Here is a 23791-nt window from a genome sequence, read left to right as displayed (position 1 = left end):
TGCTGCCGAAGGCGACCGGCACGCGAGGAGAAGACGATGAACCAAGAAATTATGAATCTCTTTAATCCGACGACACCGGCTCAGGTCTTCGACCAGATCCGGATCTCGATCGCGAGCCCCGAGAAGATTCTGTCCTGGTCGTACGGCGAGATCAAGAAGCCGGAGACCATCAACTACCGCACCTTCAAGCCCGAGCGCGACGGCCTGTTCTGCGCGCGCATCTTCGGGCCGATCAAGGATTACGAGTGCTTGTGCGGCAAGTACAAGCGCATGAAGTACAAGGGCATCATCTGCGAGAAGTGCTCGGTCGAGGTCACGCTGTCGCGCGTCCGGCGCGAGCGCATGGGCCATATTGAGCTCGCAGCCCCCGTCGCGCATATCTGGTTCCTGAAGTCGCTGCCCTCGCGCATCGGCCTCCTGCTCGACATGACGCTGAAGGATCTCGAGCGCATCCTGTACTTCGAATATTACGTCGTGCTGGAGCCGGGCCTCACCGCGCTGAAGGACCGTCAGCTGCTGTCGGAAGACGAGTATCTGAAGGCGCAGGACGAGTACGGCCAGGACTCCTTCACCGCCATGATCGGCGCGGAAGCGATCCGCGAGCTGCTCAAGGGCATGGACCTCGAGAAGCTCGAATTGTCGTTGCGTGCGGAGATGCACGAGACCGACTCCGACATCAAGCACAAGAAGCTCGCCAAGCGCCTGAAGATCGTCGAGGCGTTCCGCCACTCCGGCAACAAGCCGGAATGGATGATCCTGACCGTGGTTCCGGTGATCCCGCCGGATCTGCGTCCGCTGGTGCCGCTCGACGGCGGCCGCTTTGCGACCTCGGACCTCAACGACCTCTACCGCCGCGTCATCAACCGCAACAACCGCTTGAAGCGGCTGATGGAGCTGCGTGCGCCCGACATCATCATCCGCAACGAGAAGCGCATGCTTCAGGAGGCGGTCGATGCGCTGTTCGACAACGGCCGCCGCGGCCGCGTCATCACGGGTGCCAACAAGCGTCCGCTGAAGTCGCTCGCCGACATGCTCAAGGGCAAGCAGGGCCGGTTCCGTCAGAACCTGCTCGGTAAGCGCGTCGACTATTCGGGCCGTTCGGTGATCGTGGTCGGTCCCGAGCTGCGCCTGCATCAGTGCGGCCTGCCGAAGAAGATGGCGCTCGAGCTGTTCAAGCCGTTCATCTATTCGCGGCTTGACGCCAAGGGTCTGTCCACGACTGTGAAGCAGGCCAAGAAGCTGGTCGAGAAGGAGCGGCCCGAGGTCTGGGACATCCTGGACGAGGTGATCCGCGAGCATCCGGTGCTGCTCAACCGCGCGCCGACACTGCATCGTCTCGGCATCCAGGCGTTCGAGCCCGTCCTGATCGAGGGCAAGGCGATCCAGCTTCACCCGCTGGTCTGCGCCGCGTTCAACGCCGACTTCGACGGCGACCAGATGGCCGTGCACGTTCCGCTGTCGCTCGAGGCGCAGCTGGAAGCGCGCGTCCTGATGATGTCGACCAACAACATCCTGCATCCGGCGAACGGCCAGCCGATCATCGTACCGTCGCAGGACATCGTGCTCGGTCTGTATTACGTCTCGGTCATGCGGGAAGGTCTGCCCGGCGAGGGCAAGAGGTTCGGCGACATGGCCGAGCTCGAGCATGCCCTGCACGCCAAGGTCATCCACCTGCACACCAAGATCAAGTACCGGTGGCAGGGCATGGACGAGACCGGCAAGGTCTCGACGCGCTGGATCGAGACGACTGCTGGTCGCGTCATGCTAGGCAACCTCCTGCCGAAGAACCCGAGGATTTCGTACGAGATCATCAACAAGCTGATGACCAAGCGCGAGATCTCCGGCGTCATCGACCAGGTCTACCGCCACTGCGGCCAGAAGGAGACGGTGATCTTCTGCGACCGCATCATGGCGCTCGGCTTCTATAACGCGTTCAAGGCCGGCATTTCGTTCGGCAAGGACGACATGGTCGTGCCGCACTCCAAGTGGAAGATCGTCGACACTACCCGTACGCTGGCGAAGGATTTCGAGCAGCAGTACAACGACGGTCTGATCACCCATGGCGAGAAGTACAACAAGGTCGTCGACGCCTGGTCGAAGGCGACCGAGGAAATCGCCAAGGCGATGATGAAGGAGATCTCCTCCACCAAGAAGACCGCGAGTGGAGCGGATGCCGACATCAACTCGATCTACATGATGGCGCACTCCGGTGCGCGCGGTTCGCCGGCCCAGATGCGCCAGCTCGCCGGCATGCGCGGCCTGATGGCCAAGCCGTCGGGCGAGATCATCGAGACGCCGATCATCTCGAACTTCAAGGAAGGCCTCTCGGTGCTCGAGTACTTCAACTCGACCCACGGCGCCCGCAAGGGCCTCGCGGACACGGCGTTGAAGACCGCGAACTCCGGCTATTTGACCCGTCGTCTGGTCGACGTCGCGCAGGACTGCATCATCACGCAGGACGATTGCGGCACCAAGCTCGGCATCAAGATGCGCGCCATCGTCGATGCCGGCACCGTGGTCGCTTCGCTCGGCTCGCGCATCCTCGGACGCACGGCCTGCGAAGACGTGCGTGACAGCTCGGGCAAGGTCATCATCAAGCGCGGCACACTGATGGAAGAGAGCCATCTGGATGCGATCCACCAGGGTGGCGTCCAGGAGGTGAAGATCCGCTCGGCGCTGACCTGCGAGCTCGTCAACGGCATCTGCGGCAAGTGCTACGGCCGCGACCTCGCCCGCGGCACGCCGGTCAACCACGGCGAAGCGGTCGGCGTGATCGCGGCGCAATCGATCGGCGAGCCGGGCACCCAGCTCACCATGCGCACCTTCCACATCGGCGGTGCGGCGCAGCTCAACGAGCAATCGTTCGTCGAATCCAACTTCGACGGCAAGATCGTGATCAGGAACAAGGCCATCGCGCGTAACAGCGAAGGCCACCTGGTTGCAATGGTGCGCAACATGGTGGTGGCGATCGTCGATGCCGACGGCACCGAACGTGCGACGCACCGTATCCAGTACGGTTCGCGCCTGCATGTCGACGAAGGCGACACGGTCAAGCGCGGCCAGCGCATCACCGAGTGGGATCCCTACACCCGTCCGCTTCTCACCGAGGTCGAAGGCACCATCGGCTTTGAGGATCTGGTCGAGGGGCAGTCGATCTCGGAAACGCTGGACGAAGCCACCGGTATCGCCAAGCGCGTGGTCATCGACTGGCGCTCGCAGCGCGGCGGCGCGGACCTGCGTCCGGCCATCGTGGTCAAGGGCAAGGACGGCAAGGTGCTCAAGCTCGCCCGTGGCGGCGATGCCCGCTACATGCTGTCGGTCGACGCCATTCTCTCGGTCGACGTCGGTGCCAAGGTCCAGGCGGGCGACATCCTCGCCCGTGTCTCGACCGAAAGTGCCAAGACGCGTGACATCACCGGCGGCCTGCCGCGGGTGGCGGAACTGTTCGAGGCACGGCGTCCGAAGGATGCGGCGATCATCGCCGAAATCGCGGGCACCATCCGGTTCGGGCGCGACTACAAGAACAAGCGTCGCATCTCGATCGAGCCGATGGACAAGACCGACGAGCCACGCGAGTACCTGATCCCGAAGGGCAAGCACATCCACCTTCAGGACGGCGACATCGTCGAAAAGGGCGACTTCATCGTCGAAGGCAACCCAGCACCGCACGACATCCTGGCGGTCAAGGGCATCGAGGAGCTCGCGGCCTATCTGGTCAACGAGATCCAGGAGGTCTACCGGCTCCAGGGCGTGCTGATCAACGACAAGCACATCGAGGTGATTGTCCGTCAGATGCTCCAGAAGGTGGAAGTCACCGACCAGGGCGACACGGACATGATCTCGGGCGAGCAGGTCGACAAGATCGAGTTCGACCAGCTCAACGAGAAGGCCAAGGAAGAGGGCAAGAAGATCGCCACGGGAACGCCGGTTCTGCTCGGCATCACCAAGGCGAGCCTCCAGACCCGCTCCTTCTTCTCGGCGGCATCGTTCCAGGAGACCACCCGCGTCCTCACGGAAGCGGCGGTCAACGGCAAGGTCGATCCGCTCGAGGGCCTCAAGGAGAACGTCATCGTCGGCCGGCTGATCCCGGCAGGCACCGGCGCATCCATGGCCAAGATCCGCGAAGTCGCCGTGAAGCGCGACAAGATGATTCTCGACGAGCGCGAGAAGCAGGCGGCCGTCGTGCCGCCGGCGCCGGAAGTTGAGCCGATGGCGCTGCCGCCCGCGGAATGATGGTTCATCCGTAGGAATACCGAGGACAATGAAAAGGCCGGCGCAAGCCGGCCTTTTTGCTGCTTTGTTTGCTTGTTGCGATGCAGGATCAACCTTTGTTCATCTTTCCTTCAGGCTGGAAAGGGCTTCTGCTAAGGGAGCTTAGACCGGTGGTCCCGTGGCAGGGGCAGGGCCGGAGACCACGGAACTCACATGCTTGATCTTGCAATCGTAGGCGGCGGCCCCGGCGGGCTGATGAGCGCCTGGTACCTGAAGCGCAAGCTCGGCGACCTCTGCCGCGTCACCATCTATGAGGCGTCCGACCGACTAGGTGGCAAGATCGTCACGCGCAAATTCGATTCCGCGCCCGCCATGTATGAGGCCGGCGTTGCCGAGATCTACGACTACTCGATGACCGGACCCGACCCGCTGCGCGAGCTGATCCAGCATTTCGGTTTGCAGACGATTCCGATGGACGCGGAACAGGTTCAGTTCGGTGGCGAGCTGCTCGACGACGTGGCCGGCATGCGCCGCAAATACGGTGCCAAGACCGCGGCTGCGATCGAGGCGTTCCGCAAGAGCTGCGCCGAGCAGATGTCGCCGATCGAATATTACGAAGGCGTCGGCGCGCACGACAACGAGAACCCCTGGGCCTACAAGACCGCCGCGCAGGTGCTCGACGAGGAGGTCGAGGACGAGACCGCAAAACGCTTCTTCAAGGTGATGGCACGCTCCGATATCGCCACCGAGAGCCACAACACCAACGGACTCAACGCGCTCAAGAATTACCTGATGGATGTCGACGGCTATATCGGCCTCTATTCCATCCAGAACGGCAATGAGCAGATCATCGAGTGCCTCCAGTCCGAGGTCAACGCCGACATCCAGCTCGATCACCGCGTGCTCACCGTGGGCAAGGCGCCGAGCGGCCGCTATCAGCTCAAGATGATGAACGGCAAGGGGCCGGAGACGCGCGACTTCGACCTCGTGCTGGTCTGCCTGCCGCATTCATGGCTCGCGACCGTCGGCTGGGAGGGCGAGCAGCTCCGCAAGTCAATGGTCAAGCACGTGTCCTATTTCGATCGTCCGGCGCACTATCTGCGCGTCTCGATCCTGTTCGACACGCCGTTCTGGGGTGACAGGATTTCCGGCGCCTGGTTCATGTCGGAAGCCTTCGGCGGCTGCTGCATCTATAACGAGGGCGCGCGCCACGATGTCGGCAAGCACGGCGTCCTGAACTGGCTCATTCCCGGCTCCGATGCGCTGGCCTTCGCCAACCTGTCGGACCAGGAGCTGATCGACGCCGCGCTGAAATCGCTGCCGGTTTCGCTCGGTGATGCGCGCGCGCATTTCATGGAAGGCAAGATCCACCGCTGGCTGTCGTCGGTGAACGCGATTCCGGGCGGTCTGCCCGTGCGCGACGTCATGACCAATCATCGGCCCGACCCGAAGGAGCACCCCGGCATCGTGCTGGTCGGCGACTATCTGTTCGACTCCACGCTGAACGGCCTGCTCGACTCCTCGGATGCGGCGACCGACATCATCCTGAGCGAGATGATGCGGCTGCGCCGCGCGCGTTCGCAGGGCGACAAGCCTATCTCTGACAAGATCGACCGCGACTATTTCGAAAACTATCGCGGCCTCGGCCCCTATAGCGAGGCGTGGCGCGAATTCACCGATCCCGACTACCTGATGAATCTCATTGGCATCGTCTGGGGCAAGGCCACGGGCGCCAAGCTGCTGGTCGCGGGCTCGGCCAGCGGCGAGCTGGTTGGCGCGCTGCGGGAGCGCGGCATCGACGCCTGGGGCGTCGAGAACAACCGGGCCATCCACGCCAAGACGCCGAAGGCGCTGAAGAAGTACAACAAGCTCGGCTCGATCCTCGACATGCCGTTCAAGGACGATGCGTTCGATTTCGTGTTCGAGACCAGCCTCTGCCATGTTTCCCCGAAACAGGTGGTTCGCGCGATCCGGGAGTTGAACCGCGTGGTCAAGACCGGACTCATGTTCGGCTCGATCACCTCCGACATGGCGCCTGCGCTGATCGACCGCTACGACCTGTTGCGCGGGGTCAAGAAGCTCGGCACCTGGTGGGAATGGTCGGAACTTTTCTTCGGCAACGGCTTCGATCTGTCGATGCACCGCAAGGACTGCACCGATGCGCTCTGGGAGGCGACGCTCGCCGCCAACAAGGGCCCGGGCCAGTGGTATGCCGACGCAGACAGCCTGCGTTATTCCTTCTTCGACAAGGTCGATGACGAGGACGACGACTAGCCGCAGGATCGGATGGATTCGCCAATTGCTTTGCCGAATTGATCCCGATCGCATAGAATCGGTGCGATAGCGGCTCTGCGCTATTTCCCTGCTTTCTCTGCGGTCATGCCGGCCGTCAGCATCGGTTGGTTTCATGGCGTCCAAGCCTCTTTCGCCCGACAAACAGAAGCTCGCTGCGGAAGAGGCGGCTGAGCTCAAGGACAAGCTCGCCGCCGGTGACAAGCCCGAGCTGGAAGACGACGGGGACGACGAGGGCGAGGACGACGAACTGGAGCTCGACGACGACGATGAGGACGAGGACCTCGTCGTCTTTACCGCGCGCGAAGCCGCCGGCGCGCTTGCGACCATCCTGGGTTTCGTCAAACCTTATCTGACGAACTACAAGCGAATGCTGGCATTCGTGGGGTTCGGCGTCGTCATCGAGACGCTGTTCAACGTCATCATGCCGCTCAGCCTGAAATACCTGATCGACGACGCACTGGGTGAGGAAGACTTCCAGGCCCTGTACAAGATCCTCGGCGTGCTCGCGGCCGCCGGCATCTTCACATCGATCGTGGCGGTCTGGTACGAGCGCTGGGACGCGCGGTTAGCTGCCTGCATCATTTCCGACGTGCGCAAGCGCCTGTTCGAGCACGTTCAAGACCTGCCAGCGGCCTATTTCGGCCGCACCAAGCGCGGCGAGATCCTGTCGCGTTTCTCGGTCGACCTCTCGGCCTTCGAAGGCTCGGTTAAGACGTTTGCCAACAGTGCGGCGCTGCCGTTCCTGGAGTTGATCGCCGGCATCATCCTGATGTTCTTTTTGAACTGGCAGCTTGCGGTGGTCGCACTGCTGGTGTTTCCGATCACCCTGATCGGCCCGCGGATGCTCACGCCGAAGGCGGTGCAGGCGAACTACGAGCAGAAGCTCAACGAGTCCGCGCTGCTCGGCATGGTGCAGGAGAACGTGGCGGCGCAGGCCGTGATCAAGGCGTTCAGCTTGCAACGCAGGATGTTCGGCTTCTTCAACTTCCGCAACGACGAGACCCGCAGGAAGATCGCCTCGGCCGCGTTCCTCTCGACCATGGTGGAGCGGACGGTCACCATCTCGGTCCTGCTCCTGCACCTCGTCGTGCTGGCGATCGGCGCCTATCTCGCAACCAAGGGCCAGATCACCATCGGCACCTTCGTCACCTTCGAGAGCGCGTTCTGGGAAGTCTCCTACAACATCGCCCATGTGATGCATTTCGTCCCGGTCTCGATCTCCTCGGCTGCCGCGATCCGTCACATCCAGGAGCTGCTCGACGAGCCGACTCGCGGCGCCGATCGCGCCGGCGCGCCGGATTTGCCGCGGGTTACCCATGATATCACCTTCGACCGCGTGACGTTCCAGTACGAAGGCAGCCAGACTCCGGTACTGGACAATCTCAGCCTCAAGCTCGATGTCGGCAAGCGGATCGCCATCGTCGGTCCGAGCGGCTCCGGCAAGAGCACGCTTCTCAACCTGATCCTGCGGCTCTACGTGCCGGACGAGGGGCGCGTCACCATCGACGGCGTCGATGTCCGCAAGGTGACGCTGGACTCGCTACGCCGGAGCATGGCGGTCGTGTTCCAGGAGAACATGCTGTTCAACATGTCTATCCGCGAGAACATCCGCCTCGGTAAGGAGGGCGCCACCGACGAAGAGGTGGAGGAGGCCGCCAAGAAAGCCGAGATCCACCGCTACATCATGAGTCTGCCGCAGCGATACGGCACGCCGGTCGGCGAGCGCGGCGATACCCTGTCGGGCGGCCAGCGCCAGCGCATCGCGATCGCGCGCGCGATCATCCGCAATCCCTCCGTGCTGCTCCTGGACGAGGCGACCTCGGCGCTGGACCAGACCACGGAGGCCGCGATCAACCGAACATTGCTGAAGGTCGCCAAGGGCCGCACCATGATCTGGTCGACCCACCGCCTGACCTCGGTGGTCGAGATGGACGAGATCATCGTGATTTCAGGGGGCAGGGCGATCGAGCGCGGCTCGCATGCCGAGCTGTTGGCGAAGAACGGCACCTATCGCAAGCTGTGGGACGACCAGACCCACCAGCCGCATGGCGCCGCCGCTCATGCCGACGACGACAGCGACGATGACGATGAAGACGACAATATCGAGGATGATGAGGACGAGGACGAGGAGGAATGACCGAGGAAGTTCGGCTCGATATGCAACGCTCCTCCAAGCGGCCGCAGCAGCCCCTGAGCCGACCAGGCGATGAAGCGCGCCCAGCTGAGCGGAGGTCGAACGCCTTCGCCCCCGCGCCGTTGGCGAGCAGGACCTTCTACCGTCACGAATTCCGTCTCGGAGATTTCGTCACGTACGGCGTTGACCAGCGAATCATAGACGTTGTTGAACTGCCGACTCGGTGCCTTGTCGAGCAGGCGGCCGAATCGCGCGATCCAGTTCTCGCCGGCAAATGTCGCGCGGCGCAGCACCGATTCTCCGATCCCGGTCTTCAAGAATCGCTCGACCTGCACCTGGCCGCTAAGTTTTTCGACGCGAAAATCGGCCGGATAGATCTCATGCGGGTCGATTAGCACGGTCGAAATACCGGCACGGCCGAGCATCGCGGCGGCGGTCGAGCCGGAAAGGCCCCCGCCGATAATGGCAATATCGGTGTACCGCATGGCGCTAAACTCTGCCCAAAAGGGCAGTTTGACGCATCAGCAGGAAAAAAAAGCCTTAGCGTTGGTTATAAAAGTATATTTCTCCCGGGTATAAATTGCTCGGCATGGCGGAGCAGGCGCTTCGTTCCCATATCCGGAAGACACGGAGAGGCGCCCAAGCGGCGATTTGCTCCAGGCGCGGGAAGCGCTTTGTGCGCGTCGTTTCGCCTTGACTTGATCGACTCCCACTTATAGAAAGCGCCTCACTTAACGACAGGCGGTGAGCATCGCCAGCGTCGGAACGGGCCACCCGTTTGATCCTCTAGGGATCGCAGGACGGGCACCAACCTCGACGAATGCCGCTCAAACGCTGTCGCTCATAGCTAGGCAATGCCAGGCGATTTTAGTTCTCTTGAGCACTTTCTCTTGAGATCGAACTCGGATGCATGACCTCGGTGCGCGGACTGCGGCGTTTTCGCCGATCGGTCCAAAGCCTGCGGTCCTCTGTGCGTCGAAACGCTTTCCGCTCGGTGATGGGGCGGTAGGCGCAATTTCGCTTTGTGCGGATTGCTCCGTGCAGGGCGGCCCCTCGGACGGGTAGTCCGGAACGAATTTGCGGACCCGGCGACGGGCCGCGGCAGAAAAAGGGTGAAGGCCAGGATGCCGACGATCAACCAGCTGATCGCACAACCGCGGGAAGTGCAGAAGTCGCGCAAGAAGGTGCCGGCGCTGCAGCAGTCGCCGCAGAAGCGCGGCGTTTGCACGCGCGTCTACACCACGACGCCGAAGAAGCCGAACTCGGCCCTTCGTAAGGTCGCCAAGGTGCGCCTGACCAACGGCTTCGAGGTGATCGGCTACATCCCTGGTGAGGGCCATAACCTCCAGGAGCACTCGGTGGTCATGATCCGCGGCGGCCGCGTCAAGGATTTGCCGGGCGTGCGCTACCACATCCTCCGCGGCGTTCTGGATACCCAGGGCGTCAAGAACCGTAAGCAGCGCCGTTCGAAGTACGGCGCCAAGCGTCCGAAGTAAGCGGGAATCACCTCCATGTCTCGTCGCCACTCAGCGGAAAAGCGCGAAGTCCTTCCCGATCCGAAGTTCGGGAACATCATCATCACGAAGTTCATGAACTCGGTGATGTATGCCGGCAAGAAATCGGTTGCCGAAGGCATCGTGTACGGTGCGCTCGGCCTCATCGAATCCAAGACCAAGCAGAACCCGCTCGGCGTGTTCGAGCAGGCACTCGAGAACGTCATGCCGACGATCGAAGTGCGCTCCCGCCGCGTCGGTGGCGCGACCTATCAAGTTCCGGTCGAAGTTCGCTCCGTGCGCCGGCAGGCGCTGGGCATTCGCTGGCTGATCTCGGCTGCGCGCGAGCGCAACGAGAAGACGATGACCGAGCGGCTCTCTGCGGAGCTCCTGGACGCGTCGAACAACCGGGGTAACGCCGTCAAGAAGCGTGAAGACGTGCACCGCATGGCGGAAGCCAACCGCGCCTTCTCGCATTATCGCTGGTAACAGCGAAGCCAACGGACTCGCAAGGAACGCCCATGCCCCGCCAACATGCCATCGAGGACTACCGCAACTTCGGTATCATGGCGCATATCGACGCCGGCAAGACCACGACGACCGAGCGCATCCTCTATTACACCGGCAAGAGCCACAAGATCGGCGAAGTGCACGAAGGTGCCGCGACGATGGACTGGATGGAGCAGGAGCAGGAGCGTGGCATCACGATCACCTCGGCTGCGACCACCGCGTTCTGGGCCGGCAAGCGCCTGAACATCATCGACACTCCCGGCCACGTCGACTTCACCATCGAAGTTGAGCGTTCGCTGCGCGTGCTCGACGGCGCCGTCTGCGTGCTCGATAGCAACCAGGGCGTCGAGCCGCAGACCGAGACGGTCTGGCGCCAGGGCGACAAGTACAAGGTTCCGCGCATCGTCTTCGCCAACAAGATGGACAAGACCGGCGCCGACTTCTTCAAGTGCCTGGCCGACATTGTCGACCGCCTCGGTGCCAAGCCGATCGCGATCCAGCTTCCGATCGGCGCCGAGAACAACTTCAAGGGTCTCGTCGACCTCGTGAAGATGAAGGGCATCGTCTGGAACGATGAATCGCTCGGCGCGAAGTTCGACTATGTCGACATCCCGGAAGATCTCGTCGATCAGGCCAAGGAATACCGCGAGAAGATGGTGGAAGCCGCCGTCGAGCTCGACGACGATGCGCTCGCCGCTTTCCTCGACGGCAACGAGCCGGACGAAGCGACGCTTAAGCGCCTGATCCGCAAGGCGGTGCTGACCGGTGCGTTCTATCCCGTGCTGTGCGGCTCGGCTTTCAAGAACAAGGGTGTGCAGCCGCTGCTCGACGCGGTGGTCGACTATCTGCCTTCGCCGATCGACGTGCCTGCGATCAAGGGCACCGATGACCGCGGCAACGAGATCGTGCGCAAGGCCGACGACAAGGAGCCGCTCGCGCTGCTCGCGTTCAAGATCATGGACGATCCGTTCGTCGGCACCATCACCTTCTGCCGCATCTATTCGGGTGTCCTGCAGAGCGGCACCGGCGTCGTGAACTCGACGCGCGAGAAGAAGGAGCGCATCGGGCGCATGCTGCTGATGCATGCGAACAACCGCGAAGACATCAAGGAAGCCTATGCCGGCGACATCGTCGCGCTGGCCGGCCTGAAGGAAGCGCGCACCGGTGACACGCTGTGCGATCCCGACAAGCAGGTGATCCTCGAAAAGATGGAATTCCCCGAGCCGGTCATCGAGATCGCGATCGAGCCGAAGTCGAAGGCCGACCAGGAGAAGCTGGGCGTGGCGCTGGCGAAGCTCGCCGCGGAGGATCCGTCCTTCCGCGTGTCGACCGACCAGGAGTCCGGCCAGACCATCCTCAAGGGCATGGGCGAACTCCACCTCGACATCAAGGTCGACATCCTCAGGCGCACCTACAAGGTCGATGCGAACATCGGCGCGCCGCAGGTGGCGTTCCGCGAGCGCGTGACCAAGAAGGCCGAAGTCAAGTACACCCACAAGAAGCAGACCGGCGGTACCGGTCAGTTCGCCGAAGTGACGATCATCGTGGAGCCGAACGAGCCTGGCAAGGGCTATGAGTTCGAGTCCAAGATCGTCGGCGGCGCGGTGCCGAAGGAATACATCCCCGGCGTCGAAAAGGGCCTCAACAGCGTGATGGGCTCCGGTGTCGTCGCGGGCTTCCCCGTGGTCGACGTCAAGGTCCAGCTCGTCGACGGCAAGTATCACGACGTCGACTCGTCGGCGCTCGCCTTCGAAATCGCTTCGCGTGCTGCATTCCGCGAAGCCTTGCAGAAGGGCAAGTCCGTCCTGCTCGAGCCGATCATGAAGGTCGAAGTGGTGACCCCGGAAGACTACACCGGCTCGGTCATCGGCGACCTGAATTCCCGGCGCGGTCAGATCCAGGGTCAAGACATGCGCGGCAACGCCAACGTCATCAACGCGATGGTGCCGCTCATGAACATGTTCGGTTACGTGAATAACCTGCGCTCGATGAGCCAGGGTCGCGCAACCTTCACCATGCAATTCGACCACTACGCAGAAGCGCCGGCGAACGTGTCGGCAGAAGTCCAGAAGAAGTTTGCCTGATTGTCGTCGGTCTCGAACTGACGATTGAACGGAGAGTCAAATGGCCAAAGCAAAGTTTGAACGTAACAAACCGCACTGCAACATCGGCACCATCGGTCACGTCGACCATGGCAAGACGTCGCTGACCGCGGCGATCACCAAGATCCTCGCCGAGACCGGCGGTGCGACGTTCACGGCGTACGACCAGATCGACAAGGCGCCGGAAGAGAAGGCGCGCGGTATCACGATCTCGACGGCGCACGTCGAGTACGAGACCAAGAACCGCCACTACGCCCACGTCGACTGCCCCGGCCACGCCGACTACGTGAAGAACATGATCACCGGCGCCGCCCAGATGGATGGTGCGATCCTGGTCGTGTCGGCCGCTGACGGCCCGATGCCGCAGACCCGCGAGCACATCCTGCTCGCCCGCCAGGTCGGCGTTCCCGCGCTCGTCGTGTTCCTCAACAAGTGCGACATGGTCGACGATCCGGAACTGCTCGAGCTCGTCGAGCTCGAAGTCCGCGAGCTGCTCTCGAAGTACGAATTCCCGGGCGACAAGATCCCGATCATCAAGGGCTCGGCGCTCGCCGCTCTCGAAGATTCCGACAAGAAGCTCGGCCATGACGCCATCCTCGAGCTGATGAAGAACGTCGACGAGTACATCCCGCAGCCGGAGCGTCCGATCGACCAGCCGTTCCTGATGCCGGTCGAAGACGTGTTCTCGATCTCGGGCCGCGGCACCGTCGTGACCGGCCGTGTCGAGCGCGGCATCGTCAAGGTCGGCGAGGAAATCGAGATCGTCGGTCTGCGTGCGACCCAGAAAACCACGGTCACCGGGGTCGAAATGTTCCGCAAGCTGCTCGACCAGGGCCAGGCGGGCGACAACATCGGCGCACTGCTCCGCGGTACCAAGCGTGAGGACGTCGAGCGCGGTCAGGTGCTGGCGAAGCCGGGTTCGGTCAAGCCGCACACCAAGTTCAAGGCCGAGGCCTACATCCTCACCAAGGAAGAGGGCGGTCGTCACACCCCGTTCTTCACCAACTACCGTCCGCAGTTCTACTTCCGCACCACCGACGTGACCGGTGTCGTGCATCTGCCGGAAGGCACCGAGATGGTGATGCCGGGCGACAACATCGCGATGGAAGTGCACCTGATCGTGCCGATCGCGATGGAAGAGAAGCTCCGCTTCGCGATCCGCGAAGGCGGCCGTACCGTCGGCGCCGGCGTCGTCGCCTCGATCATCGAGTAATCAAGCGAATAGGGAATGGCGAGTGGCGAGTGGATGAAATCCATTCGCTATTCGCTACTCGCCACTCACTAAGAAAGACACGGCAATGAACGGCCAAAATATTCGTATCCGTCTCAAGGCGTTCGACCATCGTATTCTCGATACGTCGACCCGCGAGATCGTGAACACGGCGAAACGCACCGGCGCGCAGGTTCGCGGACCCATTCCGCTGCCCACCCGCATCGAGAAGTTCACCGTCAACCGTTCGCCTCACGTCGACAAGAAGAGCCGCGAGCAGTTCGAGATGCGCACTCACAAGCGCCTGCTCGACATCGTCGATCCGACCCCGCAGACCGTCGACGCTTTGATGAAGCTCGATCTGGCCGCCGGTGTCGACGTCGAGATCAAGCTCTAAGATTTTTGGATCACGTTCGCGACTTGCGGACAGAAAGAACAGGAAGCACGCCGATGCGCTCCGGAGTGATCGCACAAAAGGTCGGGATGACGCGGGTCTTTACAGAGGCCGGCGAACATATCCCCGTGACCGTGCTGAAGCTCGGCAATTGCCAGGTCGTAGGCCACCGCACCGAAGAGAAGAACGGTTACGTCGCGCTCCAGCTTGGTTCTGGCAGCCGCAAGACCGTTTACATGCCCAAGGCTGAGCGCGGCCAGTTCGCGGTCGCCAAGGTCGAGCCGAAGCGGCAGGTCGAGGAGTTCCGCGTCTCTGCGGATGCCATGATCCCCGTCGGCGCCGAAATCCTCGCGGATCACTTCGTCGTCGGCCAGTTCGTCGACGTCACCGGCACCTCGGTCGGTAAGGGCTTTGCCGGCGGCATGAAGCGCTGGAACTTCGGCGGTCTGCGCGCCACCCACGGCGTGTCGGTCTCGCACCGCTCGATCGGTTCGACCGGTGGCCGTCAGGATCCCGGCAAGACCTGGAAGAACAAGAAGATGCCCGGCCACATGGGTGTCGACCGCATCACCACGCTCAACCTTCGCGTCGTCCAGACCGATGTCGAGCGCGGCCTGATCCTCGTCGAAGGCGCCGTTCCCGGCTCCAAGGGCGGCTGGATCCGCGTGCGCGACGCCGTCAAGAAGCCGCTGCCGAAGGAAGCTCCGAAGCCCGGCAAGTTCAAGGTTGCGGGCGGCGAAGCCGAGGCTGCGGCCCAGCAGGAGGGTGCGTGAGATGGAATTGAAGGTCACGACCCTCGAGGGCAAGGAAGCCGGCTCGGTCCAGCTTTCCGACGCCATTTTCGGCCTTGAGCCGCGCCAGGACATCATTGCGCGTTGCGTGCAGTGGCAGCTCAACAAGCGCCAGGCCGGTACCCACAAGGCCAAGGGCCGCGCCGAGATCTGGCGCACCGGCAAGAAGATGTACAAGCAGAAGGGCACCGGCGGTGCTCGTCACGGCTCGGCCCGCGTGCCGCAGTTCCGCGGCGGCGGCCGTGCCTTCGGTCCGGTGGTGCGTTCGCACGCGACCGACCTGCCGAAGAAGGTCCGCGCGCTTGCTCTCAAGCATGCGCTCTCGGCCAAGGCCAAGGACGGCGATCTCCTGGTGATCGACAAAGCCGCGCTGGAAGCCGCCAAGACCAAGGCGCTGCTCGGTCACTTCTCGGGCCTCGGGCTCACCAACGCGCTGATCATCGATGGCGCGGAGCTCAACAACGGCTTTGCTGCCGCGGCCCGCAACATCCCGAACATGGACGTGCTGCCGATCCAGGGCATCAACGTCTATGACATCCTGCGCCGTCAGAAGCTCGTTCTGACCAAGGCCGCCATCGATGCGCTGGAGGCGCGCTTCAAATGACGAAGAACATCGAGCCTCGCCACTACGACGTGATCGTCGCTCCGGTCGTCACCGAAAAGGCGACGCTGGCGTCCGAGCACAACAAGGTCATGTTCAAGGTGGCCTCGAAGGCGACCAAGCCGCAGATCAAGGAAGCGATCGAGAAGCTGTTTGACGTCAAGGTCAAGAGCGTCAATACGCTGGTCCGCAAGGGCAAGACCAAGATCTTCCGCGGCAATCTCGGCTCGCAGTCGAACACCAAGCGCGCGATCGTGACCCTCGAAGAGGGTCATCGGATCGACGTGACCACTGGTCTGTAAGGTCCTACGACGATGGCACTGAAGACATTCAATCCCACGACGCCGGGCCAGCGCCAGCTGGTCATGGTCGATCGTTCGGCGCTCTACAAGGGCAAGCCGGTCAAGGCGCTCACCGAAGGCAAGCACTCCTCGGGCGGTCGCAACAACACCGGCCGCATCACCGTGCGCTTTCGCGGTGGCGGTCACAAGCGGACGCTGCGCACCGTCGACTTCAAGCGTGAGAAGGTCGACGTTCCCGCGACCGTCGAGCGGCTGGAATACGATCCGAATCGCACCGGCTTCATCGCGCTGATCAAGTACGAGGACGGCGAGCAGGCCTACATCCTGGCGCCGCAGCGCCTGGCCGTTGGTGACACCATCATCGCCGGCAACTACGTCGACGTGAAGCCGGGCAATGTCATGCCGCTCGGCAACATGCCGGTCGGCACGATCATCCACAACATCGAGACCAAGATCGGCAAGGGCGGCCAGCTCGCTCGTTCGGCGGGAACCTACGCCCAGCTCGTCGGTCGCGACCATGACTACGTGATCATCCGCCTGAACTCGGGCGAGCAGCGCCTGGTGCACGGCCGTTGCCGCGGCACGATCGGCGCGGTGTCGAACCCGGATCACATGAACACCTCGATCGGCAAGGCCGGCCGCACGCGTTGGCTGGGCCGTCGCCCGCACAACCGCGGCGTCTCGATGAACCCGATCGACCATCCGCACGGCGGTGGTGAAGGTCGTACCTCGGGCGGTCGCCATCCGGTCACCCCGTGGGGCAAGCCGACCAAGGGCAAGAAGACCCGCACCAACAAGTCGACCAACAAATTCATTCTCCTAAGCCGCCACAAGCGGAAGAAGTAAGGAACGCCGGACATGGTTCGTTCAGTCTGGAAAGGCCCGTTCGTCGAAGGCTCTCTGCTCAAGAAAGCAGATGCCGCGCGCGCGTCCGGCCGTCACGACGTCATCAAGATCTGGAGCCGTCGCTCGACCATCCTGCCGCAGTTCGTGGGCCTGACCTTCGGCGTCTACAACGGTCAGAAGCACGTGCCGGTGGCGGTCAACGAGGAAATGGTCGGTCACAAGTTCGGCGAGTTCTCGCCGACCCGGACCTTCCATGGCCACTCCGGCGATAAGAAAGCCAAGAAGGCTTGAGGATTATACGATGAGCAAACCTAAGCGCGAACGGAGCCTCGCCGACAACGAGGCCAAGGCGGTCGCCCGGATGTTGCGGGTGAGCCCGCAGAAGCTCAATCTGGTCGCCCAGCTCATTCGCGGCCGGAAGGCATCTGCCGCGCTCGCCGACCTGCAGTTCTCGCGCAAGCGGATCGCGGTCGACGTCAAGAAGTGCCTGGAATCGGCGATCGCCAACGCCGAGAACAACCACGACCTGGACGTCGATGATCTCGTCGTGACCCAGGCCTTCGTCGGCAACGGCCTCGTGATGAAGCGATTTGCGCCGCGCGGCCGTGGCCGTTCGGGCCGTGTCTACAAACCATTTTCGCAGCTGACGATCATTGTTCGTCAGGTCGAAGCCGAAGCAGCGGCTTAAGGGACGCAGGAGCAAACGATGGGTCAAAAGATCAATCCGATCGGTCTGCGTCTGGGCATCAACCGGACCTGGGATTCCCGCTGGTTCGCCGGCAAGCAGGAATACGGCAAGCTTCTGCACGAGGACGTCAAGATCCGCGAGATCCTGCACAAGGAGCTCAAGCAGGCGGCCGTCGCCCGTATCGTGATCGAGCGTCCGCACAAGAAGTGCCGCGTCACCATCCACTCGGCCCGTCCGGGCGTGGTGATCGGCAAGAAGGGCGCGGACATCGACAAGCTGCGCAAGAAGGTGTCGGACATCACCTCGTCCGACGTCGTCATCAACATCGTCGAGATCCGCAAGCCGGAGCTCGATGCGACGCTGGTGGCCGAGTCGATCGCGCAGCAGCTCGAGCGCCGCGTTGCGTTCCGCCGCGCCATGAAGCGCGCCGTGCAGTCGGCGATGCGTCTGGGCGCGGAAGGCATCCGCATCAACTGTTCGGGTCGTCTGGGCGGTGCGGAAATCGCGCGCATGGAGTGGTACCGCGAAGGTCGCGTGCCGCTGCACACGCTGCGCGCGGACATCGATTACGGCGTTGCGACCGCGTTCACGACTTTCGGCACCTGCGGCGTCAAGGTCTGGATCTTCAAGGGCGAGATCCTCGAGCACGATCCGATGGCCCAAGACAAGAGAATGGCCGAAGGTGACACCGGCGGTGGTGGCGGCGGCCGGCAGCGCCGTGACACCGCTGCGGCCTGACGCCAGCACAGAGAATTTGAGGGCTTGAAGCCATGATGCAACCTAAGAAAACGAAGTTCCGGAAGGCGCATAAGGGCCGCATCCACGGCGTGGCGACTTCGGGCGCGACGTTGGCGTTCGGCCAGTTCGGCCTGAAGGCGACCGAGCCTGAGCGCGTCACCGCGCGCCAGATCGAGGCCGCCCGCCGCGCGCTGACCCGCCACATGAAGCGTGCCGGCCGCGTCTGGATCCGCGTGTTCCCCGACGTTCCCGTGTCGAAGAAGCCCGCCGAAGTCCGCATGGGTTCCGGCAAGGGCTCGCCGGAGCTGTGGGTCGCGCGCGTCAAGCCGGGCCGGGTGCTGTTCGAGATCGACGGCGTCAACACCCAGACGGCACGTGAAGCGCTGACCCTGGCGGCCGCCAAGCTGCCGATCAAGACGCGCTTCGTTGAGCGCATTGCGGAGTAATGGCCATGGCCCAGATGAAAATCGAAGACGTCCGCGCGTTGAGCCCCGACCAGCAGGATGACGCCATCCTGAACCTGAAGAAGGAGCGCTTCAACCTGCGCTTCCAGCGCGCCACCGGGCAGCTCGAGAACACCTCGCGCCTGCGCGAGGCACGCCGCGACATCGCCCGGATCAAGACCATCGCCGCGCAGCAGCGCGCGAAGAAGAAGTAAGAGGCTTACGAAGATGCCGAAACGTACTTTGCAGGGCGTGGTCGTCAGCGACAAGACAGCCAAGACGGTCGTTGTGCGCGTCGATCGCCGCTTCACGCACCCGATCTACAAGAAGACGATCCGTCGCTCGAAGAACTACCACGCGCACGACGAGAGCAACGAGTTCAAGCCGGGCGATATGGTGTGGATCGAGGAATCGAAGCCGATTTCGAAGTTGAAGCGCTGGGTCGTGATCCGGGGCGAACACAAGAAAAGCGCCTGATCTGTTGGCCCTGGCCGACTGACTTCGGGAAAATGTTGAGCGCCGGCTAGGCTGGCGCAAATAGAAGAGGACGAGGTGCATCAATGATTCAGATGCAGACCAACCTCGACGTGGCCGATAATTCTGGCGCACGCCGTGTCATGTGTATCAAGGTGCTCGGGGGCTCCAAGCGCCGCTACGCCACGATCGGCGACATCATCGTCGTCTCGATCAAGGAAGCGATTCCGCGTGGCAAGGTGAAGAAGGGCGACGTGATGAAGGCCGTCGTGGTGCGTGTCCGCAAGGACATCCGTCGCGCCGACGGTTCGGTCATCCGTTTCGACCGCAACGCCGCCGTCCTGATCAACAACCAGGCAGAGCCGGTCGGTACCCGCATCTTCGGGCCCGTGCCGCGCGAGCTGCGCGCCAAGAACCACATGAAGATCATCTCTCTCGCGCCGGAGGTGCTGTGATGGCTGCGAAGATCCGCAAGGGCGACAAGGTCATCGTGCTGACCGGCCGCGACAAGGGCCGCACCGGCGAGGTGTTCGAGGTGCGCCCGGACGCCGGCACGGCACTCGTGCGCGGCATCAACATGGTCAAGCGTCACCAGAAGCAGACGCAGGCCCAGGAGGGCGGCATCATCTCGAAAGAGGCGCCGATCCAATTGTCCAACGTCGCCTATGTCGGCAAGGACGGAAAGCCGACGCGCGTCGGATTCAAGATTCTGGCGGACGGCAAGAAAGTTCGCATCGCCAAGAGCTCGGGAGCTGAGATCGATGGCTGAGACCGCTTACACGCCGCGCCTGCGCGCGGAATATGACGCGAAGATCCGGACGGAGATGACCGAGAAGTTCGGTTATGAGAACGTCATGCAGGTTCCGCGGCTGGACAAGGTCGTGCTGAATATGGGCGTTGGCGACTCCGTCAACGACCGTAAGAAGGCCGAGAACGCCGCTGCCGAACTGACCCAGATCGCCGGCCAGAAGGCGATCGTGACCTATTCGCGCATCGCGATCGCGACCTTCAAGCTGCGTGAGAACCAGCCGATCGGCTGCAAGGTCACGCTGCGCAAGGCCCGAATGTACGAGTTCATCGATCGCCTGGTGACGGTCGCGCTGCCGCGCGTCCGCGACTTCCGCGGCCTGAACCCGAAGAGCTTCGACGGCCGCGGCAACTATTCGCTCGGCATCAAGGAACACATCATTTTCCCCGAGATCGACTTCGACAAGGTCACCGAGGCCCGCGGTATGGACATCACCGTCTGCACCACGGCCAAGACCGACGACGAGGCGAGGGCCTTGTTGACCGCTTTCAATTTCCCGTTCCGGCAGTGAGACGCTGACCTAAAGCCTCTCAAACGCGGATACCCAGGAGCCAAGCATGGCAAAGAAGAGTTCAATCGAGAAGAACAACCGGCGCAAGCGGATGGCGAAGAACGCCGCCCCGAAGCGCGAACGGTTGAAGGCAATCATCGCCGACAAGACGCTGCCGATGGAGGAGCGGTTCGCCGCGACCCTGAAGCTAGCCGAGATGCCGCGCAATTCGTCGGCAACCCGAATTCGTCTGCGCTGCGAGCTGTCGGGCCGTCCGCGCTCGAACTACCGCAAGAACAAGCTGTCCCGTATCGCGTTGCGCGAACTTGGCTCCAAGGGCATGGTCCCGGGCCTCGTGAAGTCGAGCTGGTAAGGAGGGTCGTTTAGATGTCTACGCACGATCCAATCAGCGATCTGATCACCCGCATCCGCAACGCGCAGATGCGCTCCAAGAACAAGGTCTCCACGCCTGGCTCGAAGATGCGCGAGAACGTGCTCGAGGTGCTGAAGTCCGAGGGCTATATCCGCGGTTACGCCACGCTCGAGCATTCCTCGGGGCGCAGCGAGATCGAGATCGAGCTGAAGTATTTCGACGGCGAGCCCGTGATCCGCGAGATCGAGCGGGTTTCCAAGCCCGGGCGCCGCGTTTACGCCTCGGTGAAGAACCTGCCGCGGGTCAATAACGGACTCGGTATTTCGGTGTTGTCGACGCCGAAGGGGATCATGGCCGACCACAGTGCGCGCGAAGCGAACGTGGGCGGTGAAGTCCTCTTCACGGTGTTCTGAGAAGGATTTTTGATCCATGTCACGTGTTGGCAAAAGGCCGGTAGCGGTGCCGTCGGGTGTGACCGCGACCGTCGACGGGCAGACCGTCAAGATGAAGGGGCCGAAGGGCCAGCTTCAGTTCGTCGTCCATGACGACGTCGAGGTGAAGCTCGATAGCGGCCAGGTCAAGGTCAAGCCGCGGTACGAGACCAATCGCGCGCGGGCGCTGTACGGTACCGCTCGCGCCCAGGTCGCGAATCTGGTCGAAGGCGTCACCAAGGGCTTCGAGAAGAAGCTCGAAATCACCGGCGTCGGTTACCGCGCCGCGATGCAGGGCAAGAACCTGCAGCTCGCGCTCGGCTACAGCCACGATGTGGTCTACGCGATCCCGGAAGGGATCACGATCACCGTGCCGAAGCCGACCGAGATCACGGTGACCGGCAGCGACATCCAGCGCGTCGGCCAGGTCGCCGCCGAGATTCGCTCCTATCGTCCGCCGGAGCCCTACAAGGGCAAGGGTGTGAAGTATGTTGGCGAATTCATCTTCCGCAAGGAAGGCAAGAAGAAGTAACGGAGCCGGTCATGTCGAAAGCCAAGGTTACGAATGCCCGGCGCAAGCGGAGCGTGCGGCTCAAGCTGCGCCGCTCCGGTGGCGGCCGCCCGCGCCTGTCGGTGTTCCGCTCGTCCAAGCACATCTACGCCCAGGTCATCGACGACCTCAAGGGCGAGACGCTGGCCTCTGCCTCCTCGCTCGAGAAGTCGATGCGCGACGGCGGCAAGACCGGCGCCGACATCGATGCGGCGAAGGCGGTCGGCAAGCTGCTGGCCGAGCGCGCTGCGGAGAAGGGTGTCAAGGAAGTCGTGTTCGATCGCGGCAGCTACCTCTATCACGGGCGCGTCAAGGCACTGGCCGACGCGGCGCGTGAGAGCGGGCTGAGCTTCTAACGGAATTTGAGGATTGAGGCGTAAGCCTTTGAAGGATTGGAAAAACCATGGCAGCTGAACGCGAACAACGTGGTGGACGCGATCAACGCGGCGGACGTGACCGCCAGCAGCGCGAGGAGCGCGACAGCGAGTTCGTCGACAAGCTGGTCCACATCAACCGCGTGGCCAAGGTCGTCAAGGGCGGCAAGCGCTTCGGCTTCGCCGCGCTGGTCGTGATCGGCGACCAGAAGGGCCGCGCCGGTTTCGGTCACGGCAAGGCGCGCGAAGTGCCCGAGGCGATCCGCAAGGCAACCGAATCCGCCAAGCGCAACCTGACCCGCGTGTCGCTGCGCGAGGGCCGTACGCTGCACCACGACATCGCCGGCCGTCATGGCGCGGGCCGTGTCTACCTGCGCGCTGCGCCGGCCGGTACCGGCATCATCGCCGGCGGCCCGATGCGCGCCGTGTTCGAGACGCTCGGCGTCCAGGACGTGGTGGCGAAGTCGATCGGCTCGTCGAACCCCTACAACATGGTGCGCGCGACCTTCGATGCGCTCAAGCACCAGGATTCGCCGCGTTCGGTCGCAGCCCGCCGCAACATCAAGGTGTCCACCCTGCAGGCCCGCCGCATCGGCGGCGACGCCGAGGCGGCTGCCGACTAACGGAAGCTTTTGGAGTAGACCACCATGGCCAAGAGTGCCGCTAAGACGATCAAGCTTGAGCAGACCGGCAGCGCGATCCGCCGCCATCATTCGCAGCGTTCGACGCTGATCGGGCTCAAGCTCAACAAGATCGGCCGCGTCAGCGAGCTGCCGGACACCCCGGCGGTTCGCGGGATGATCGAGAAGGTTCACCATCTCGTCCGCATCGTCGACGAGAAGTAAGACAGAGCGCGTGATCCCGAAAGGCGGGTACCGGTTTTCGGCCGAGATCATGCGCAAGAAACAAGGAGAAGGGCGATGAAGCTCAGCGATATCGCCGACAACGCCGGCTCGCGCAAGAAGCGTATGCGCGTCGGCCGCGGCATCGGTTCGGGCAAGGGCAAGCAGGCCGGCCGCGGTGGCAAGGGCCAGACCGCGCGCTCGGGCGTGCGCATCAAGGGTTTCGAAGGCGGCCAGATGCCGATGCATCGCCGTCTGCCCAAGCGCGGCTTCAACAACATCTTCCGCATCGAGTTCGCCGAGATCAATCTCGACCGGCTCCAGGAAGCGGTCGATGCCAAGAAGATCGACACCGGCAGCGTCGTGAACGTCGAGGCCCTGGTCAAGGCCGGCGTGCTGCGGCGCGCCAAGGGCGGCCTGCGGCTGCTCGGCCGCGGCGAACTCAAGGCCAAGCTCAACATCGAAGTGCACGGCGCATCGAAAACCGCGATTGAGGCGGTTGAGAAGGCCGGCGGCTCGGTGAAGATCCTCGCGCCCGTCAAGGAAGAAGGCGAGGCGGCGTAACAACTGCGTCATTGGCCCGCGGCTCGCGGGCCTTTACGCATGCGGGACGATGGACTTATCGAAGCCGAGCACCAGATAATGTCCGGCGTCCGCTAAAGTACGCCCGGCCGCGGGTATGACGGCGCA

29 protein-coding genes are annotated in these 23791 nt (G+C 63.0%); 28 read left to right on the top strand and 1 reads right to left on the bottom strand.

The window, feature by feature from the left end; translation table 11 throughout:
- Positions 1-36 precede the first annotated feature (36 nt).
- From rpoC to IVA82_RS15615, 3 genes are all read left to right on the top strand, one after another.
- Positions 37-4233, top strand: coding sequence for a DNA-directed RNA polymerase subunit beta' (gene rpoC / locus IVA82_RS15625; protein WP_148737856.1), 4197 nt, complete (start codon positions 37-39; stop codon positions 4231-4233).
- 192 nt (positions 4234-4425) lie between these two features.
- The gene (locus IVA82_RS15620; protein WP_247387524.1) at positions 4426-6486 is read left to right on the top strand and encodes an FAD-dependent oxidoreductase; all 2061 of its coding nucleotides are present in this window, start codon (positions 4426-4428) and stop codon (positions 6484-6486) included.
- A gap of 133 nt (positions 6487-6619) precedes the next feature.
- The gene (locus IVA82_RS15615; RefSeq protein ID WP_247387523.1) at positions 6620-8644 is read left to right on the top strand and encodes an ABC transporter ATP-binding protein; all 2025 of its coding nucleotides are present in this window, start codon (positions 6620-6622) and stop codon (positions 8642-8644) included.
- On the opposite strand, the gene IVA82_RS15610 is transcribed toward IVA82_RS15615, so the two are convergent.
- Entirely contained in the window at positions 8566-9126 is a 561-nt protein-coding gene (locus IVA82_RS15610) for an FAD-dependent monooxygenase (protein WP_247387522.1), read from the bottom strand. The genes IVA82_RS15615 and IVA82_RS15610 overlap by 79 nt on opposite strands.
- A 639-nt stretch (positions 9127-9765) precedes the next feature.
- Here IVA82_RS15610 and rpsL point away from each other — a divergent pair.
- The 25 genes from rpsL (at position 9766) to rplO (ending at position 23665) form a co-directional block, all read left to right on the top strand.
- Complete coding sequence (gene rpsL, locus IVA82_RS15605; RefSeq protein ID WP_007603006.1) at positions 9766-10137, top strand: 30S ribosomal protein S12; 372 nt, start codon at positions 9766-9768, stop codon at positions 10135-10137.
- Between the two features lie 15 nt (positions 10138-10152).
- Complete coding sequence (rpsG, locus tag IVA82_RS15600; RefSeq protein WP_148737852.1) at positions 10153-10623, top strand: 30S ribosomal protein S7; 471 nt, start codon at positions 10153-10155, stop codon at positions 10621-10623.
- Positions 10624-10655: 32 nt separating this feature from the next.
- Positions 10656-12728, top strand: coding sequence for an elongation factor G (gene fusA, locus IVA82_RS15595; protein WP_247387521.1), 2073 nt, complete (start codon positions 10656-10658; stop codon positions 12726-12728).
- A 40-nt stretch (positions 12729-12768) separates the two neighbouring features.
- Complete coding sequence (gene tuf / locus IVA82_RS15590) at positions 12769-13959, top strand: elongation factor Tu (protein WP_129268061.1); 1191 nt, start codon at positions 12769-12771, stop codon at positions 13957-13959.
- 85 nt (positions 13960-14044) lie between these two features.
- Entirely contained in the window at positions 14045-14353 is a 309-nt protein-coding gene (gene rpsJ, locus IVA82_RS15585; RefSeq protein ID WP_002712302.1) for a 30S ribosomal protein S10, read from the top strand.
- Between the two features lie 53 nt (positions 14354-14406).
- On the top strand, positions 14407-15123 hold the full coding sequence (gene rplC, locus IVA82_RS15580; protein WP_092294142.1) for a 50S ribosomal protein L3: 717 nt from the start codon (positions 14407-14409) through the stop codon (positions 15121-15123).
- 1 nt (position 15124) lies between these two features.
- Positions 15125-15745 (top strand): 50S ribosomal protein L4, encoded by a 621-nt coding sequence (rplD, locus tag IVA82_RS15575; protein WP_011088150.1) that lies wholly within the window; start codon positions 15125-15127, stop codon positions 15743-15745.
- Entirely contained in the window at positions 15742-16044 is a 303-nt protein-coding gene (locus tag IVA82_RS15570; protein ID WP_148737850.1) for a 50S ribosomal protein L23, read from the top strand. Before rplD ends, IVA82_RS15570 begins: the two co-directional genes overlap by 4 nt.
- A 12-nt stretch (positions 16045-16056) precedes the next feature.
- Positions 16057-16890 (top strand): 50S ribosomal protein L2, encoded by an 834-nt coding sequence (rplB, locus tag IVA82_RS15565; protein ID WP_148737849.1) that lies wholly within the window; start codon positions 16057-16059, stop codon positions 16888-16890.
- Positions 16891-16902: 12 nt separating this feature from the next.
- Positions 16903-17181, top strand: a complete 279-nt coding sequence (rpsS, locus tag IVA82_RS15560; RefSeq protein WP_008136357.1) for a 30S ribosomal protein S19 — start codon at positions 16903-16905, stop codon at positions 17179-17181.
- A 10-nt stretch (positions 17182-17191) separates the two neighbouring features.
- A complete protein-coding gene (gene rplV, locus IVA82_RS15555) occupies positions 17192-17578 on the top strand; it encodes a 50S ribosomal protein L22 (protein WP_247387520.1) in 387 nt (128 codons plus the stop codon).
- An 18-nt stretch (positions 17579-17596) separates the two neighbouring features.
- Positions 17597-18316, top strand: coding sequence for a 30S ribosomal protein S3 (gene rpsC, locus IVA82_RS15550; protein ID WP_148737847.1), 720 nt, complete (start codon positions 17597-17599; stop codon positions 18314-18316).
- Between the two features lie 32 nt (positions 18317-18348).
- A complete protein-coding gene (gene rplP, locus IVA82_RS15545) occupies positions 18349-18762 on the top strand; it encodes a 50S ribosomal protein L16 (RefSeq protein ID WP_027535296.1) in 414 nt (137 codons plus the stop codon).
- A gap of 5 nt (positions 18763-18767) precedes the next feature.
- A complete protein-coding gene (gene rpmC, locus IVA82_RS15540; RefSeq protein ID WP_247387519.1) occupies positions 18768-18974 on the top strand; it encodes a 50S ribosomal protein L29 in 207 nt (68 codons plus the stop codon).
- 13 nt (positions 18975-18987) lie between these two features.
- Positions 18988-19236 (top strand): 30S ribosomal protein S17, encoded by a 249-nt coding sequence (gene rpsQ, locus IVA82_RS15535; protein ID WP_145660379.1) that lies wholly within the window; start codon positions 18988-18990, stop codon positions 19234-19236.
- Positions 19237-19319: 83 nt separating this feature from the next.
- On the top strand, positions 19320-19688 hold the full coding sequence (gene rplN, locus IVA82_RS15530; protein ID WP_008549246.1) for a 50S ribosomal protein L14: 369 nt from the start codon (positions 19320-19322) through the stop codon (positions 19686-19688).
- Complete coding sequence (gene rplX, locus IVA82_RS15525; RefSeq protein WP_148737845.1) at positions 19688-20002, top strand: 50S ribosomal protein L24; 315 nt, start codon at positions 19688-19690, stop codon at positions 20000-20002. The genes rplN and rplX overlap by 1 nt, the downstream gene beginning before the upstream one ends.
- Positions 19995-20552 carry a 50S ribosomal protein L5 gene (rplE, locus tag IVA82_RS15520; protein WP_148737844.1) on the top strand — a complete coding sequence of 186 codons (558 nt, stop codon included), beginning with the start codon at positions 19995-19997 and terminating at the stop codon, positions 20550-20552. The genes rplX and rplE overlap by 8 nt, the downstream gene beginning before the upstream one ends.
- 46 nt (positions 20553-20598) lie before the next feature.
- The gene (gene rpsN / locus IVA82_RS15515; protein WP_148737843.1) at positions 20599-20904 is read left to right on the top strand and encodes a 30S ribosomal protein S14; all 306 of its coding nucleotides are present in this window, start codon (positions 20599-20601) and stop codon (positions 20902-20904) included.
- Positions 20905-20918: 14 nt separating this feature from the next.
- Positions 20919-21317: a 30S ribosomal protein S8 gene (gene rpsH, locus IVA82_RS15510; RefSeq protein ID WP_007603034.1), complete on the top strand. Its 399-nt coding sequence runs from the start codon at positions 20919-20921 to the stop codon at positions 21315-21317.
- 16 nt (positions 21318-21333) lie between these two features.
- Positions 21334-21867, top strand: coding sequence for a 50S ribosomal protein L6 (rplF, locus tag IVA82_RS15505; RefSeq protein ID WP_247387518.1), 534 nt, complete (start codon positions 21334-21336; stop codon positions 21865-21867).
- Between the two features lie 11 nt (positions 21868-21878).
- The gene (gene rplR, locus IVA82_RS15500; protein ID WP_007603036.1) at positions 21879-22241 is read left to right on the top strand and encodes a 50S ribosomal protein L18; all 363 of its coding nucleotides are present in this window, start codon (positions 21879-21881) and stop codon (positions 22239-22241) included.
- 47 nt (positions 22242-22288) lie between these two features.
- Entirely contained in the window at positions 22289-22882 is a 594-nt protein-coding gene (gene rpsE / locus IVA82_RS15495; RefSeq protein ID WP_148737840.1) for a 30S ribosomal protein S5, read from the top strand.
- 24 nt (positions 22883-22906) lie between these two features.
- Positions 22907-23104: a 50S ribosomal protein L30 gene (gene rpmD, locus IVA82_RS15490; RefSeq protein ID WP_148737839.1), complete on the top strand. Its 198-nt coding sequence runs from the start codon at positions 22907-22909 to the stop codon at positions 23102-23104.
- A 75-nt stretch (positions 23105-23179) separates the two neighbouring features.
- On the top strand, positions 23180-23665 hold the full coding sequence (gene rplO / locus IVA82_RS15485) for a 50S ribosomal protein L15 (RefSeq protein ID WP_247387517.1): 486 nt from the start codon (positions 23180-23182) through the stop codon (positions 23663-23665).
- The last annotated feature ends 126 nt before the right edge of the window (positions 23666-23791 follow it).

The sequence above is a fragment of the Bradyrhizobium sp. 142 genome (assembly GCF_023074015.1).
Lineage (GTDB): Bacteria > Pseudomonadota > Alphaproteobacteria > Rhizobiales > Xanthobacteraceae > Bradyrhizobium.
This window is presented reverse-complemented; position numbering and strand designations above follow the sequence as displayed.